Here is a 13629-nt window from a genome sequence, read left to right as displayed (position 1 = left end):
AAGCATAGGTATAGCGCTTTACTATATAGTATTTGGCAAGGTTGTTGTTTCTGCAGCCACGGTCGTTGTGGCTTCCGGTGTGTCTACAGCTTGCGCCTTGTTATTTTCGCAGGATGAAACTAAGGCGAGAATGAGCAGGGTCAGCAGCAGCACCCCGTATAGTCTGTTCAGCATAGCTTCTCAAGTTTATCGTGCCAGGAAGTTGGCACATGGGTTATTACGCAGGCACGATTGACTTAGTTGAGGCTCCACTACCAAAGCAGTAAAATAATTTTTTGTAGGACAGAAGCTATGAAGTTTAAGTTTATAAAATAATTGCACTAAATACGGTCACCAGCATATCAGGGTATGCAAGTGATTACATACATTTGTGCCTGCCAAACAGGCTTTATCTCTCAAAATCATAAAACAAACATTCTATGCATCGCCTTAGACTCTTACTCCTGGTTGTACTGTCTGTCGCCACTATGGCATCCTGTACTACCTCCCGCAAAAAGAACAGCAATACCGGTCAGGTAGTGATCATTAAAGACAGTAAGAAAGACAGCAAAGCCGGATATCACAAAGGCTACAAGAAAGGCTGGACCAAGAACACAAACAATCCGCACCACCCACGCACCACCAACCCTGGCCATACCAAGCACAAGCAGGGGAAAGGCGGTAACACTGTGATTATTGTGAATAAGAATAATGCAAATGTGAAGCAGGCGGCTCCTAAGGGTAAACCGGGGCACGGTAATCACCACAACGGGGGCAAAGGAAAAGGCAACCAGGGCAAAGGCAATAATGGAAAGCACGGCAACGGAAAGGGCGGCAAGAAATAGATAGTTCGTTCCTTTGGCTTAGTGCAACACCAGGTATAGGCGGGTTCTTAAAGGGACCCGCCTTTTTTGTGGCAGGCGGCGCACGCTTGCCATTGAGGCTTGGTCGTGATAATATCCTGTTTTGTATATAGAAAACCTTTCCAGGTATAAATGTCCTGTGTTATGAAGTGTAAAAGGCTATTTTTATGCCATATCCAATACAGCGCTGTGTAGGGTATGTCTGCTTGTGCCGTTTCCAAGCGATGAACTACAAACTATACATTCGGAAGCTCTTACTTTGAGACCTTGCCTGAACAACTGGCTCTATTCCTTGGGCCTGGAAGCCATCAGCGCATCAAAAGGTACCTGAAGATGAACCACTGCGTCAAAGCAGTATAAATCTGAAGCCTGCTCACTAGTTAGTCCTGAGTAAAGAAATAAGACCATCCTTCGAAAGACAAGCTCTGTGGGGGATGGTCTTATTTTTTTGGTATAAATCGATGTATAAACTGAACAATATTTGAAGTATATAGGTATATATGTTATATTTAATACTCGATATTAACCAAATACTCAGAATCTTATGGCCCTTTTGAGATTTACCCTACTCATCGTGCTGGTAAGCACCCTGGTAACCTTTTCCTCGTGCTCTTCTTTCAGCCGTAGCAGCCGCGCCATTGTTGTGGACGACTACAGCAGTATGCGCTATGTGAAAGGAAAGCCGGACAAGGTGCACAAAAAGTGGAAATCGAAATCGTCTTATACCCCCAGAAACAACAAAGTAGCCAAGCGCAGAACTGCTGACTGGTAGATATTCGTCCCGCAAAGGGAGGTTGCTACTTTTGTTTGCATGTTGCGTATAGGCAGCTATGGAAACGGCAAAGACACACTATACCCGCACACCCCGAACCGAAAGCCTGAAATGGGTAGACCGGGTCACCCACTTAATGGATAACCAGTTCCGTTTGCCGGGCACTAACTGGCGATTTGGGATGGATCCTATTCTCGGACTTTTCCCGGTGGTGGGTGATCTGGCCTCGTTTAGTGTGTCAGCCGTGCTGATCCTGACCATGGCCCGCCACGGTGCCAGCGGCAAAATGGTGACGCTTATGTTGCTCAACATAGCACTGGACACGCTGTTTGGCAGTATTCCCATCCTCGGCAACATCTTTGACTTCGCCTTTAAAGCGAACGAGCGCAACGTCCGCATGCTGCGGTCGCACTACGAAGAAGGCAAGTACCAGGGAAGTGGCAAAAACATCATCATAAGCGTCATCATTGGCATCATCGTAATAGGCATTCTGCTGTTATGGGCCCTTTGGAAGTTGGTGGCCTTAGCCTATCAACTGGTACAGGGTTGGTTCTAGAGTAGGTTATATTCTACCAAGTTCCTTTGCTACCGCCACTGCCTTATGGGCACTGGCTTCCTTGTCTTTTATCTCCAGCATAATATCCATATCAATGCCCTCGGTCTCTACCAGGAAATCGTGAAAAGCCTGTTCACCGATGCTTTGCACATGCTTGCCCTTGCGCTCCCCCGGCGATTGGGCGCTGTAGTCCACCATCAGGGCGCCGTCACGTTCGGGTTGCCAGGTTTGGGCCGCCAGCATCACGGCCTCGCGCATGGGTTCTCCGTTGTTCACGCACTCGTGGTGCAGGTTATCGAAAATGATAGGCATGCCCGTGAGTTCGTGTAACACCAGGCAGTCGGTCAGGCTGTAGGTCCGGTCGTCGTTCTCAACGCAGAGGCGGGCTTTTACTTCCTCAGGGAGCATGGTGTGGTATACCTCTGCAAAACGATTGAGCGCCGACTCCTTATCGCCATAGGCGCCACCCCCATGTATCTGTAGTTTAGCTGTAGAGTCAAGGCCCATCAGGTCGAGGATACTGCCCTGGTATACGAGCTCGGCGATGCTATTCTGCACTGTTTGCGGGTTAGGGGAGTTGAGCACCACAAACTGATCCGGGTGCATGGAAATGCGCAGGTTGTGGCGCTTGATGTACTCACCGAGCCGTCGCAGGGTCAGCCTAAAATGCTCCTGCCAGTTGTAGGTGTTGATGGGGTGCGATGCGAAAGGCACCAGATCGGAGGTGAGCCGGAAAAAATGCAGGCCATGTTCCACGTTAAACTCCAGGATGCGGCGTAAACAGCTCAGGTTCTGCTCTACAGTCTGTATCAGGCGCTCCTCGGAGTAAGAGGCCAGGCGAAAGGTGCGGGAGGAGGAACAGTCCAGTGTCTGGTTGATGCAGGGATATCCGATCTTCATAAGGTATACAGGTATAGCTATACCCTAACCTACGCACAAGCGGATTGTTTTGCCGAAAATCAGATATCGGTAAAGCACATTTCAGCGCTCTATCTCATAACCGGTATTGTCTTTAAAGAGACTGTTGTATTTCTCTTTCTCTTCTATGCGGCGCTTGAGTTCCTGGATCATGAGCAGTTGCTGCAGTTTCTGGTTCTGTTTTCCTTCTTTGGAAAACATGTCGTATAGCAGCGAAATAGGGTTAAGCGCGGTAGGTGCAGCAGGCGGCGGCGGAGGACCGGGCTCCAGTTCAGGCCGGTAGCCTTTTCGCTTCACATACTCCGGCTCTTCCTTTTTCATGTTGCGTAGCGCACGCTGTATCATTTCCTCAGATGGCCGGCTGGTAATCTCTACCTCGCCCAGTAGAACGTTATCTGGCTGCAGCACGATGTTCACGCGAATTTCTGAGACAGGCAAATTGCGGGGCAGGTATAGCATGGGCTTAAAACCAACAGCCCGGATCAACAGCGTGTCGTTCTGGTCGATATCGATGAGGAAGCTGCCCTCTTCATCGGAGATGACGCCTTGGGTGGTGCCAAAGCGGATGACGCCTGCTCCAGGTATAGGTGTAATTTTGTCGGACTCAAATATGGTACCGCTCACGCGGATATTTCGCTGGGCCAGGGCCGGCAATGTGCCCAGCAGTAAAAGGGCAGAAAGAAAAAGTAGTCGCAGCGGGTATAGGGGCATGTTACAGCAGAGGCCACCTCGGCAGTGGCAAAGGGTTAATGTCAATACGCCGGAAAAGGCTTAAAAGTATGCCCATGTTAAAATAAATAACAGTTGAGCGGCATGATGCTAAATTACGAAAATTTAGCAGAAAACAGGCTTAAATAGCGAAAGCCCATAGCTACGGGCGCTACAGGCTTTCAAACTAGTTATACGTTGATAAAATCTATTGGTTTCTGTTCATGTTGTTCCCCGAGCCAGTAGTTGTGCCGGACTGGTTTTGATTGGTCCCGGAGTTATTCATCTGGTTCTGGTTCGTTCCTGCGTCATCGCGCTGGTTGGTGCCGTCGTTACTCATGCCCCAGTAGTTGGCGCGTTTTTCCTGGTACTGGCGGTACTGCTCCTTGCTCAGGATCGACTGCAATTCTTTGTCTGTTTTCTCTATGATCTGCTCACGCTGTGTATCCAGATTTGATGTGGCTGTCGTGTTGTTTTGTGTGTTTGTGTTCATATTGCCGCGAGTGTCGGTCATCGTGCCGCCATCCTTGTCGTAGCGTTTTTTCTCGGTAGTAGCCATATTGTCCACATCTTCGGCTACCTGACCACCCATGCGGTTGGTTTCGTTATAGTTAAACTGGAGCTCACTCAAGCGGCGCTCCCGCTCATATACCACTTGCTCCACGCGGTTTTGGGTAGCGGTGTCCAGACGCATGTCCGTTGCCATCTGGCCGGCAATACGCGTGGCATTGCTACGCCAGGCAACGTCGGAATTTGCTGCCATGTCACCGGAATTTGACATGTCCGTTGTAGCACTTCTGGCTGCTTCAGTGCCCCTGATATTACTTTGATTTACGTTTTCGTCATTATTTGCATCTGCAGTTTCATATGTCTTGCCCCTGTCTTCAGAACAGGAAGCAAACATCATGGCACTCACTATAGCTATTGAATAAAATACCTTTTTCATCTCTTACATACTCTAAATTGAACATTCAAATCACAGGCCGTTTGTCTAAAATAGTATAAAACAAATATAGTCTGTGCTAATGTTTTACGATGAAAGGGATGATAGGTTTATAGGGTGTTTGCTGTTGTGTGTGCAATAGGTGCGTTCGTAATACTCTATAGGAGCTTTGAGAGGCCATATTGCGTTGTGGGAGGGTTCTTGAAATTTAAATAATATACTTGAACTGAATAAGGTGATGAAGCGCTTGAATATGACAAAATATATATGAAGGTATGGTGTTAAAGCAGAGTGCCGGCCATTCGGCCGGCGCTCTGCTTATAATTAACCAAGGTATACGCTTAAGCTTTTCTCAATTCAAATACGGTGATTTCGGGAAGGAAGCCCACGCGACCCGGGTAGCCGATAAAGCCCAGGCCAGTGTTGACGTACAGGTGCTGCCTGCCACGTTTGTAGAGGCCGGCCCACTGCTCGTACACATACTGCACCGGACTCCATTTCAGACCAGGTATGTTCACCCCGAACTGCATGCCGTGGGTATGGCCCGATAGTGTGAGGTCGATATCGTTATACTTCTGATTAATCTCACCGTCCCAGTGCGAAGGGTCGTGCGACAGCAGCACCTTAAACGGACTGCTTTCTGCTCCGGTATAAGCCTTGTTCAGGTCACCGTACTTTGGAAATCCAGCCCGGTTGCCCCAGTTCTCCACGCCCAGCACCGCGATGTGCTCGCCGTCTTTTTCGATGCGGCGGTTCTCGTTCAGCAACACGTCCCAGCCCATGCTGCGCTGGGTGTCTATCAGGGTCTGCAGGTTTTGGGTCTTCTCCTCACGGCTATCCCATTTTGCGTAGTCGCCGTAGTCGTGGTTGCCGAGCACTGAAAATACGCCCTGCTTCGCCCGGATTTCCTTCAGGGTATCTACATGCGGCATCAGTTCTTTAGCAATGTTATTGACAATATCACCTGTGAAGAACACGAGGTCGGCTTCCTGCTTGTTGATCAGGCGTACAGCCTCTTTCAAAGGCTCTGTGGAAGTAAAACTACCCGTGTGCAAGTCAGAAATCTGTAGCATCTTGAAGCCCTCAAAAGCTGCTGGCAGGTTCGGGAAGCGCAGTGTAACGCGTTTTACGCGGTAGTCGTAAGCGCCTTTCACCATACCATAAATAAAAGCAGAGAATGGCACTGCCGCCACCATAAGTCCCATTTGGCTGAGGAACTTGTTGCGCGATGGGTCAAAGGTTGTCTCTCCGCTATTCACATTGTTGAACACCATTTTGCCCAGGCGCAGGGTGTCATCTACAAAAAGGAAAAGCACCACAACCAGTTTGGAGGCGAAAATAATGAAGAGTGTGCTGGCCAGGTATGTTTTGTACGTGTCGGGCGGGGTACCGCGTGTGAACGAAGCGAGCGCGAAGGTGACAACAGTGATGGCAAAAACAGCCCAGTACAACAGGTAGATAATGCGCTGGGTACTGGCAGAAAGACTTTGCGTGACTGTTTTAACGGCCTGGAAGACATAAAGGTCTACCAGGAACAGGATGAAAATTACTATTCCTATCGAAAAGTATCGTTGCATGGTATATGGTTGGTGCTGCTTCGGAACAGCCAAAGGCAGCTTCAGGTTTTAAAAATTGTATGTTTATATAAAAAAGCCAGGTAAAAGGCCACTGTTTCATGAACTATTTTTAGTCTAAACAGATTCACTTAACAATCTTTTATCTAACAAAATCTGTACCGCAGTGAAAGAAGAAGCTACGTCTGCACTTTTGGCATACGATACCACCAGCCTCAACATCAAGACCTGGGCCGAAGAAGACCGTCCGCGCGAAAAGCTCCTGCTCAAAGGCAAAGCCGCCCTGAGCGATGCCGAACTAATTGCCATCTTGATCGGCTCTGGTACGACCAAGCTAACCGCAGTGGATGTGGGCAAAATTATTTTGGCTGCCATAGGAAACGATTTGAATGAGTTGGCGAGGCTGTCTGTAAAAGACCTGACAAAGCATCCGGGTATAGGAGAAGCTAAAGCCATCTCGATTGTGAGTGCGCTGGAGCTGGGCCGACGCCGCAAAGAAACCGCTGCCACTGCCAAAACCCGCATCACCTGCTCCACCGACATTTACAACTATATCAAACCCCAGCTGCTGGACCTGCCGCACGAAGAGTTTTGGGTAATTTTGCTCAACCGTGCCAACGTAGTAATGAAGAAGGAGAGCATCAGCAGTGGGGGAGTGGCCGGCACTGTGGCCGACCCGAAAATGATCTTCAAAAAGGCCATTGAGCAGCTGGCAAGCTCCGTTATTTTAGTGCACAACCACCCCAGCGGCAACACCAAGCCCAGCGCCGCCGACATCGCCCTTACCAAGAAGATGAAAGAGGCGGGGTCTTTTCTGGACCTGCCGATTCTAGATCACATCATCTTCACTGATAGCGATTACTATAGCTTCGCTGATGAGGGGATGCTTTGAGTTTGAGAAAACTATTAAACTTGTCATTTCGAACGCAGTGAGAAATCTGGATTTGCAGGCCTATACTTTCAGATTTCTCACTGCGTTCGAAATGACTTTAAAGCTCTAATCTTCTTCTAAAACTTCCTTCACACGTCCCACTTCACCTGTCTCCAGCCTCACTTTGATGCCGTGTGGGTGGTTAGGTGATTTAGTTAAGATGGCCTCTACATAACCCTCGGTTAAGTCACCGGTGCGCTGGTCTTCCTTGAGCACGATGTTCACGTGCGAGCCTATTTTGATGTTGCTGCGTTTGGTGCCGTCCATGGTGCTTACTTCTTGGGTTGGGGCTTGGAGGTGATATGCAAAAACTCCTCTTCGTCGTTTAGGCTCCAGCGTACCGGGGCCGTGATGTCCTGCTTTACAACTTCTACTTTTTCGATCTGCTCCAGGTTGGCCAGTATCAGGCTGGTGTCTTTTACAAGCTTGTTATTGATCACCACTTTCAGGTTTTGCTGAGCCGCAGGTATACGGTAATGGGTATAAATATCCTGCATCGTGGAAAATGCTGCCGTGGACTTGGCCTTGATGAGAATAGCGCCGTCTTTGGCTTTGTCGCCAAATTTGCCCGTAGCATTTTCGTCTTTCAGCACGTCAATACTTTCGATGTTGTCGGGTTTTATCAGCGCCAGGCTAGGCTGCGCGATCTGCTGCCCGTTTATCTGGATGTAAGGCTGCGGTTGTGACACCAACCCTTGCTTTTGCTGCTCCTTCGGGTGAATCAGTTCCTGTTGCGCAAAGGCCTGCAGACCGCAACCCGCGAGTATTAGAGAGAAGAGTAGTTTTTTCATGGGAATGTTTTTTAGGAGTAACGTCAGCTTGTGCCGGCTAGTCATTTTAATCTAGAGGTATATGTCGGAAATCTGAGAGTTTATAACGTTCTTTTGCCAGGTTGTCCAGCCACTTGCCTTCTAACTTGGTAAGAATATGGCTAAACACATGCTTGCCCTCTGCGCCTTCAGCTACTCTACCTATCTTCGCTGCAGAGTCGGCTCTCATTTGTTGCTGGTCAGCCTGCACCAAACGCTCGATTAGTTGATAATCTTCTATGGTGAGCACAGGCTCTATAAAGCCACTCTTGTCAAACCGGATCAAATTGTTCACTTCTTCGGAGTTATTGAAACCTGCCTCTAGTAGCTTTTGAAAATAGATCAGCTTAAACTCTTCGATGTAAATCTGTTTATACTGTTGCCTGAGCACTTTTTGCCTGCTAGTGGTGCATTGGGTGAAAGTGAAGAGCAAAAGAAGCAGCGCGATGGAATAAGTGGCTGTGAACTTAAGCATGATGCTAAATTAAAACAAGAATGTCAGTATAGTTGGATTTGTAAGAACGGCTCACCTTTAGGGAAACAAGAACAGACAAGCTCACCGCTTATGCTTCCGGATATTCCACCACGTGTTGATAATGGACAGTCCTAAACCCGCTCCGATGAAAGCCCAGCCGATATACTTGTTTTCGAAGAAATGCCCGATGCTGATGATAGCGCCAATTACGGCTAGGGTCACAGCCACAATACCAACAAGGTTATAAGATTTCATATGCTTTGTTTAAATCCAGGTATAAGCAAAGTCAAGAGCCTGCTGAAAGTAAGTTACATAGAATCTTCTATATATTCTTCCCCAACTTCAATATTTCTGCCTGCCTCACGGGTATCTTAACTCCCAAACTCAAAACAGCTCCTTGAGCAATTGAAAAAACTTCGGTCGGGTATAGGAAACGGCGCCCATGTCGGGTGCAGCGGTCAACTCAATTTGATTGCCTAAGATGTCTTCTGTGGCTGGAGCAAATGAAGGAGGGAGGGGCACCGCTATACCTTGGTCGATAAGCGGCGATTTTTTCTGAGGGCTATACCTGTCGCGCAGTGTTTTCAGATCAAGCGGGTAACCCAAGGTGCCTGCCGTGCCGGGTGCCTGTAGTTGCGGGTCTGCCACCATACCTGTCGGACTGCCGTTCATCGTCTCCTGACCAGTTGCTGCCTGAAAATCGGGTAGAGAGGTATAGCGAACATCGCCCCACACAAAGGTATAGCGGCTGTCTTCGCTGTAGTAAGCATTGTGATGAAAAGAAACATCCATGGTCGTGTCGGTAGCCACCACCATAGGGGCGCCGTTGCGACTGTAGAAAATATTGTTGAAAAACCTGACGTTATGGTGACCGCCGCTTTTGAAGAACACACCTCCGCCGGAAGGGGCAACCGCACTGTCAGCAAAGATGGTGTTGTTGTACACGAGCAGGTCCAGATTGCCGCCTCTGTCATGGTTCTCCACCCAAAGCGTGATGCCTTTGTAGTCGTTCTTGCGGCCGTCGTTTTCCGAAATATTATACCGGATGATGTTGTTGCGCATCGGTCGAGCCCACTCAAACTGTGCGATCAGAAAACCGGCCCCGTCGTTGTCGTGCGAGTAGTTGTACTGCATCACGGAGTTGGTCACGCCCCCGTCCAGGTCAAAGCCGCCACCGTCGCAACCGCTGCCCGCGCTCATGTTGTAGGCCTCGTTGTATTGGATGGTGATGTTGTTGGCGTCCCAAGCCCAGATGCCGATTGGTCCGCCGCAGTTCTTGTTCTGCATGCCCGAAGAATGGGCTACGCTATGTTCTATGATGCCTCCGTCTACATCAGACAGCACGATGCCGCTGCCGCTGTGCTTATCAGGAAGGATCAACCCGTATATTTTATACACATGGCAGTGCCCGATGTAGATATTTTGGTGCGCGTAGCCGGTTTTGGTATGGTCGAACTGTCCGTAGGTGTTGATGCCGACCGAGTCGATGTCGTGTACGACGGCCTTTGTGATGCGGGCATCCCGGAAACCGCTGTTGCCGTTCCAGGCGCCCAGCGTTATACCTGACTTCCTGAAACCGCTCACTTCTACCTGGTCTATAATGATGTGCGGTAGTTTCACATCGCCGGGCAGGTCGTTGTAGAAAAGGATGCCGTGGTTAATGTTGCGGGTATAGCCACTGCCCCGGAAGTTCAGGTCCCGGATTTCTATACCTGCCACATTGTGCGCATAAAAGCCGTAACTGTCACCCGCATCGATGGTGGCGCGGCCTTCGCCATAAGAACTGATGACCAGCGGAGCACCTTCGTCCTGGAGATTTTCCTGGTGAAAATAAAGTCCGCCTGAAAAGGTATGACCGCCCTCGAGCAGCAGCGAATCGCCGGGGCTATACCTGTGCTTGTTCGCTTTGGCGATGCTGCGCCAGGCGGAAGCAGGCGACGTGCCCGTGTTGGCGTCATTGCCTTTGGAACTGATGTAATAGGTATGCGCCAAGGTATAGGGTGCTGTGCAAAGGTATAGACAGGCAAAAAGAAGAAGCGCCAGGGCCAGTTTCATAGTCAAAAGTATTCAGGTGCAGGTATAGCCTGGAGTCGGTTATACCTGTCAGAGTCTAAATGTCGGCGCCGCTGATGGGCATTGCCAGTTCGGATACGTGCAACGGGCGGAGCATGGATGTTTTCTTGTGCTGGTGCTCCTGCATGCGCTGGAGTATATCGTCGAGCAGTTCCACGGCACGTAGCACATACTGCCCCTTATTGAGCATCACGCAGTCGGCCCGCTGCGACATGGCAGCGTCCGTGATCTCGGCCCTTGACGGACGCCCCTTCTTGGCAAGTGACTCGAGTACCTGCGTGGCCCACACCACCGGTATATGCGCCGCCTCCGTTATCCACAGAATCTCCTCCTGCACTTCGGCCAGGCGCTGCCAGCCGCACTCCACGGCCAGGTCGCCGCGGGCAATCATCACGCCCACCGGGTGGTTTTTCATGACCGTCAGGAGCAAGTGGGGCAGGTGGCGGAATCCTTCCTTCGTCTCGATTTTGAGGATAATGCCCAGGCGTGGTGGCGCTTTCAGGCGCTTCAGTTCCTTGTGCAGCGCCTCGATCATCTCGGGGTGGTTTACAAAGGAAAGGCTCACGATATCCGCATGTTTTACCACGAAAGCGAGGTGCTGTCTGTCTTGCTCCGAGAGCCCGTTCAACTGCAAATCGCTCTCGGGTAGGTTGATGCCCTTGTCATGCAGCAGACGGCTTCCGGTCTCTTTCGCTTCGGTAATTTTCACGAGCAAGTTATCGTCGCTCACATTCATGATCACGCCCGCAATTTTGCCATCGTCAAACAAAATCGGCTGGCCTGTCTTCACCCGGCCGAACACCTCGGGCAGGGTACAGGCAATACGCGCTGGTTTTACAATATGCCCCTCGGCATCGTAGAGAGCAGGCTCACCGGGCGCTTCGTCTTTGGTGAGTATCAGTAAATCGTCTTTTCGCAGGTAGATGGGTGCCACGCTGGCAGGCAATTCGCCCACCTTAGCACTGCGCGCCAGGGCGCTCTTTTTAGTGATGGTGAGTTCGGTGCCCGTGCCGATGTAAGAAGATTTGAACAGGTGTGCGATGACGCCTTTATCTTTGCGCTGCATCACCGTGAAGGTGCGGCTGCGACCGCGTGTGTCTCTGAACTTAAGCTTATCGCCTTGTTGCAGCTGCGCCACCCAGGCCTCGTCGACGGGCAGGCTGGCGTCTGTGGGCACCTCACTTTCCACACCGGCAGGAGCGAGCCATACCTTGGCGGGCGACACGAGCTGCCCCAGTTCGTTCTGAATCGGGCGGATGGGCAGCAGGGCGGGGCCGGGTTTGAGAGGACCCGTGCGCAGTTTGGGGCCCATCAGGTCCATCAAGATCTTGCAGCTATGGCCCGTCTCCTTTTCGGCCTTCCGGATGGATTGAACCATGGTTTCCCATACCTCCTCGTCATCGTGGGCGCAGTTGATGCGGGCACAGTCCATCCCTGCCAGCAGCATGCGCTTGACCAGTTCGTAGTCCTGAGCCAACTCGGTGGAGAAGGTGACCATGATGCGGGTGCTGCGTTTGGGAGGTCGGGGCCCCAACAGTTCGCTCGTGTGCTTTTCGAGCAGCTCGACGCTTTCAGCATGTGAAACAGGTATGGGTTTTTCGGTGGGGGCACAATCGAGCAGGTGGCAGAGCATGTTGTGGACGGCCTGCAAACTAGCGAGCACATGCCCTTCGGAGCGACCCAGCGAGGACAGACCCAAACGGGCCAGGTTCTCCTGCAACTGCCGTATGTCGTGCTGCCGCAGCGACAGGTAGTGCAGCAGGTTGCGTGCGCTCGTGCGGAAAGATGGGTGCACGCTTTTGATGGCTGGGGTAAACTTCTTTTCCAGTTCAAGGGCATCCTGTTGCAGCAGGTCGAGCTGCGATATCATCTGGCGAAGGTGTTTTTCGTCTGTTTGCATGATGTTAGAGGGTATAAGTAACAGGGCAAGGTGTCTTTTTTTTAAAAAGGATAAAAGACAATAAATTCGAACACTGTCATTCTAAATTTAAGCATTTTCGGTGCGCGCATTCATTTTACCTGGTACTCAGCATCCTATCAAACTGAAGAAATGGGTGCAGGGTTGTTTAGAAGCTATTCACCATGGCCCTGTGCAACGAATTGGAGCTCCAGTAGCCACTCGCTATAATACGGCGAATGCTGTGCAGCGGGTCCTGTGGGTCGCGCTTATCAGCCAGCTGGAAAGCCGCCACCATGCCGCGTTGCTTCAGTTCAGGTATAGCCTGAGGGTTCCAGAGCCCGAACGGGTAAGCAAAGTATTCGGTTGGTTTGCCCGTGATCTCAGTTAGTTGCCGCGATGGTTTTTCGACTTGTGTCACCCAGTCCTGCCCCTGGTATTTCTTCACGTTCTGATGGTCCCAGGTATGCGAGCCAATAGCATGCCCTTTATCTGAAAGCTCCTTTACCTGTGCCCTAGTCATGTAGTTGGGTCTGCCCAGCGACACAGTCATGACGAAGAATACGCCTTTGAAACCGTACTTTTCCAGCTCAGGCGCTGCTACGGCGTACTGCCCCAGGCTGGTGTCGTCGAAGGTGAGCATCACAGGCTTTTCGGGCAGCGGAGCCCCGGTGGTCAGGTAAGCCAGCAACTGGTCGGGCAGCACGGTCTGGTAGCCGCTGTCAGCCAGCATTTTGATGTGGTTTCTGAAACGGTCTTCAGGTATAATATAATCCTTGGCCTGTTTGGAATCCTTTTCTCGCCAGTCGCGCACCTGGTGGTAGCACAGAATCGGCACCTGTTTGCGGGCGATGATGGTTTCGGCATCGGCGATGGAGTTGGCTACCAAAGCCACAGGCTGATCCGGACCGGCAGGTATAGCGGCCAGCAATTGCAGACTGTCGGGTATAGGTATAGCGACGCTGATGTTTTCAGAGGCAACAGGTATAGCCGCCTCAACTGGCGAATGTGCTTCAATGGTTTTGCCTTCCCGCACACAGGAGGAAGAGCCAATAAGTAAAAAGAATAATGCGAAAACAGGTAAGCGGAAACGGAAGTACGGGGATTTCATGGTAGAATTGGTAAACGCTA

16 protein-coding genes are annotated in these 13629 nt (G+C 50.7%); 4 read left to right on the top strand and 12 right to left on the bottom strand.

All coding sequences use genetic code 11. From position 1 onward, the window contains the following. Positions 1-21 precede the first annotated feature (21 nt). Complete coding sequence (locus AC4QZR_RS12260) at positions 22-174, bottom strand: hypothetical protein (RefSeq protein WP_494481168.1); 153 nt, start codon at positions 172-174, stop codon at positions 22-24. A gap of 245 nt (positions 175-419) precedes the next feature. Here AC4QZR_RS12260 and AC4QZR_RS12255 point away from each other — a divergent pair, with 245 nt between their 5' ends. From AC4QZR_RS12255 to AC4QZR_RS12245, 3 genes are all read left to right on the top strand, one after another. Continuing rightward, positions 420-824, top strand: a complete 405-nt coding sequence (locus AC4QZR_RS12255) for a hypothetical protein (protein WP_253402327.1) — start codon at positions 420-422, stop codon at positions 822-824. A gap of 562 nt (positions 825-1386) precedes the next feature. Then, positions 1387-1614, top strand: coding sequence for a hypothetical protein (locus AC4QZR_RS12250; protein WP_494481167.1), 228 nt, complete (start codon positions 1387-1389; stop codon positions 1612-1614). A gap of 58 nt (positions 1615-1672) precedes the next feature. After that, positions 1673-2170: a DUF4112 domain-containing protein gene (locus AC4QZR_RS12245; protein WP_494481166.1), complete on the top strand. Its 498-nt coding sequence runs from the start codon at positions 1673-1675 to the stop codon at positions 2168-2170. Positions 2171-2176: 6 nt separating this feature from the next. On the opposite strand, the gene uvsE is transcribed toward AC4QZR_RS12245, so the two are convergent. From uvsE to AC4QZR_RS12225, 4 genes are all read right to left on the bottom strand, one after another. Continuing rightward, positions 2177-3070, bottom strand: coding sequence for a UV DNA damage repair endonuclease UvsE (gene uvsE / locus AC4QZR_RS12240; protein WP_494481165.1), 894 nt, complete (start codon positions 3068-3070; stop codon positions 2177-2179). 81 nt (positions 3071-3151) lie between these two features. Continuing rightward, a complete protein-coding gene (locus AC4QZR_RS12235; RefSeq protein ID WP_494481164.1) occupies positions 3152-3799 on the bottom strand; it encodes a carboxypeptidase-like regulatory domain-containing protein in 648 nt (215 codons plus the stop codon). A gap of 205 nt (positions 3800-4004) precedes the next feature. Continuing rightward, positions 4005-4559: a hypothetical protein gene (locus AC4QZR_RS12230; RefSeq protein ID WP_494481163.1), complete on the bottom strand. Its 555-nt coding sequence runs from the start codon at positions 4557-4559 to the stop codon at positions 4005-4007. A gap of 521 nt (positions 4560-5080) precedes the next feature. Continuing rightward, positions 5081-6316 (bottom strand): metallophosphoesterase, encoded by a 1236-nt coding sequence (locus tag AC4QZR_RS12225; RefSeq protein WP_494481162.1) that lies wholly within the window; start codon positions 6314-6316, stop codon positions 5081-5083. 190 nt (positions 6317-6506) lie between these two features. Here AC4QZR_RS12225 and radC point away from each other — a divergent pair, with 190 nt between their 5' ends. Next, on the top strand, positions 6507-7205 hold the full coding sequence (radC, locus tag AC4QZR_RS12220) for a RadC family protein (protein ID WP_494481161.1): 699 nt from the start codon (positions 6507-6509) through the stop codon (positions 7203-7205). Positions 7206-7310: 105 nt separating this feature from the next. Here the strand turns inward: radC and AC4QZR_RS12215 are convergent, their stop codons facing one another. The 7 genes from AC4QZR_RS12215 to AC4QZR_RS12185 all read right to left on the bottom strand — a co-directional run bounded on the left by AC4QZR_RS12215 (position 7311) and on the right by AC4QZR_RS12185 (position 13609). Beyond that, positions 7311-7511, bottom strand: a complete 201-nt coding sequence (locus AC4QZR_RS12215; protein ID WP_253402341.1) for a YwbE family protein — start codon at positions 7509-7511, stop codon at positions 7311-7313. Between the two features lie 5 nt (positions 7512-7516). Next, positions 7517-8035, bottom strand: a complete 519-nt coding sequence (locus AC4QZR_RS12210; RefSeq protein WP_494481160.1) for a hypothetical protein — start codon at positions 8033-8035, stop codon at positions 7517-7519. A 46-nt stretch (positions 8036-8081) separates the two neighbouring features. Continuing rightward, complete coding sequence (locus AC4QZR_RS12205) at positions 8082-8528, bottom strand: hypothetical protein (RefSeq protein WP_494481159.1); 447 nt, start codon at positions 8526-8528, stop codon at positions 8082-8084. A gap of 81 nt (positions 8529-8609) precedes the next feature. Continuing rightward, the gene (locus AC4QZR_RS12200; protein ID WP_494481158.1) at positions 8610-8783 is read right to left on the bottom strand and encodes a hypothetical protein; all 174 of its coding nucleotides are present in this window, start codon (positions 8781-8783) and stop codon (positions 8610-8612) included. Positions 8784-8912: 129 nt separating this feature from the next. Then, positions 8913-10583 (bottom strand): hypothetical protein, encoded by a 1671-nt coding sequence (locus tag AC4QZR_RS12195; protein WP_494481157.1) that lies wholly within the window; start codon positions 10581-10583, stop codon positions 8913-8915. A gap of 55 nt (positions 10584-10638) precedes the next feature. Then, the gene (locus AC4QZR_RS12190) at positions 10639-12501 is read right to left on the bottom strand and encodes a pyruvate kinase (RefSeq protein WP_494481156.1); all 1863 of its coding nucleotides are present in this window, start codon (positions 12499-12501) and stop codon (positions 10639-10641) included. Positions 12502-12667: 166 nt separating this feature from the next. Then, positions 12668-13609, bottom strand: a complete 942-nt coding sequence (locus AC4QZR_RS12185) for a polysaccharide deacetylase family protein (RefSeq protein WP_494481155.1) — start codon at positions 13607-13609, stop codon at positions 12668-12670. Positions 13610-13629: the final 20 nt, after the last annotated feature.

It is taken from the genome of Pontibacter sp. YIM B11418, from assembly GCF_059278805.1.
Note: the sequence above shows the minus strand (reverse complement) of the source record. Positions and strands in the feature narration are given on the sequence as shown.

What these genes read in the sequence shown, in the direction of transcription:
- AC4QZR_RS12260 (WP_494481168.1), bottom strand. Translation starts at nt 174, where the DNA reads ATGCTGAACAGACTATACGGGGTGCTGCTGCTGACCCTGCTCATTCTC.
- AC4QZR_RS12255 (WP_253402327.1), top strand. Translation starts at nt 420, where the DNA reads ATGCATCGCCTTAGACTCTTACTCCTGGTTGTACTGTCTGTCGCCACT.
- AC4QZR_RS12250 (WP_494481167.1), top strand. Translation starts at nt 1,387, where the DNA reads ATGGCCCTTTTGAGATTTACCCTACTCATCGTGCTGGTAAGCACCCTG.
- AC4QZR_RS12245 (WP_494481166.1), top strand. Translation starts at nt 1,673, where the DNA reads ATGGAAACGGCAAAGACACACTATACCCGCACACCCCGAACCGAAAGC.
- uvsE (WP_494481165.1), bottom strand. Translation starts at nt 3,070, where the DNA reads ATGAAGATCGGATATCCCTGCATCAACCAGACACTGGACTGTTCCTCC.
- AC4QZR_RS12235 (WP_494481164.1), bottom strand. Translation starts at nt 3,799, where the DNA reads ATGCCCCTATACCCGCTGCGACTACTTTTTCTTTCTGCCCTTTTACTG.
- AC4QZR_RS12230 (WP_494481163.1), bottom strand. Translation starts at nt 4,559, where the DNA reads ATGGCAGCAAATTCCGACGTTGCCTGGCGTAGCAATGCCACGCGTATT.
- AC4QZR_RS12225 (WP_494481162.1), bottom strand. Translation starts at nt 6,316, where the DNA reads ATGCAACGATACTTTTCGATAGGAATAGTAATTTTCATCCTGTTCCTG.
- AC4QZR_RS12215 (WP_253402341.1), bottom strand. Translation starts at nt 7,511, where the DNA reads ATGGACGGCACCAAACGCAGCAACATCAAAATAGGCTCGCACGTGAAC.
- AC4QZR_RS12210 (WP_494481160.1), bottom strand. Translation starts at nt 8,035, where the DNA reads ATGAAAAAACTACTCTTCTCTCTAATACTCGCGGGTTGCGGTCTGCAG.
- AC4QZR_RS12205 (WP_494481159.1), bottom strand. Translation starts at nt 8,528, where the DNA reads ATGCTTAAGTTCACAGCCACTTATTCCATCGCGCTGCTTCTTTTGCTC.
- AC4QZR_RS12200 (WP_494481158.1), bottom strand. Translation starts at nt 8,783, where the DNA reads ATGAAATCTTATAACCTTGTTGGTATTGTGGCTGTGACCCTAGCCGTA.
- AC4QZR_RS12195 (WP_494481157.1), bottom strand. Translation starts at nt 10,583, where the DNA reads ATGAAACTGGCCCTGGCGCTTCTTCTTTTTGCCTGTCTATACCTTTGC.
- AC4QZR_RS12190 (WP_494481156.1), bottom strand. Translation starts at nt 12,501, where the DNA reads ATGCAAACAGACGAAAAACACCTTCGCCAGATGATATCGCAGCTCGAC.
- AC4QZR_RS12185 (WP_494481155.1), bottom strand. Translation starts at nt 13,609, where the DNA reads ATGAAATCCCCGTACTTCCGTTTCCGCTTACCTGTTTTCGCATTATTC.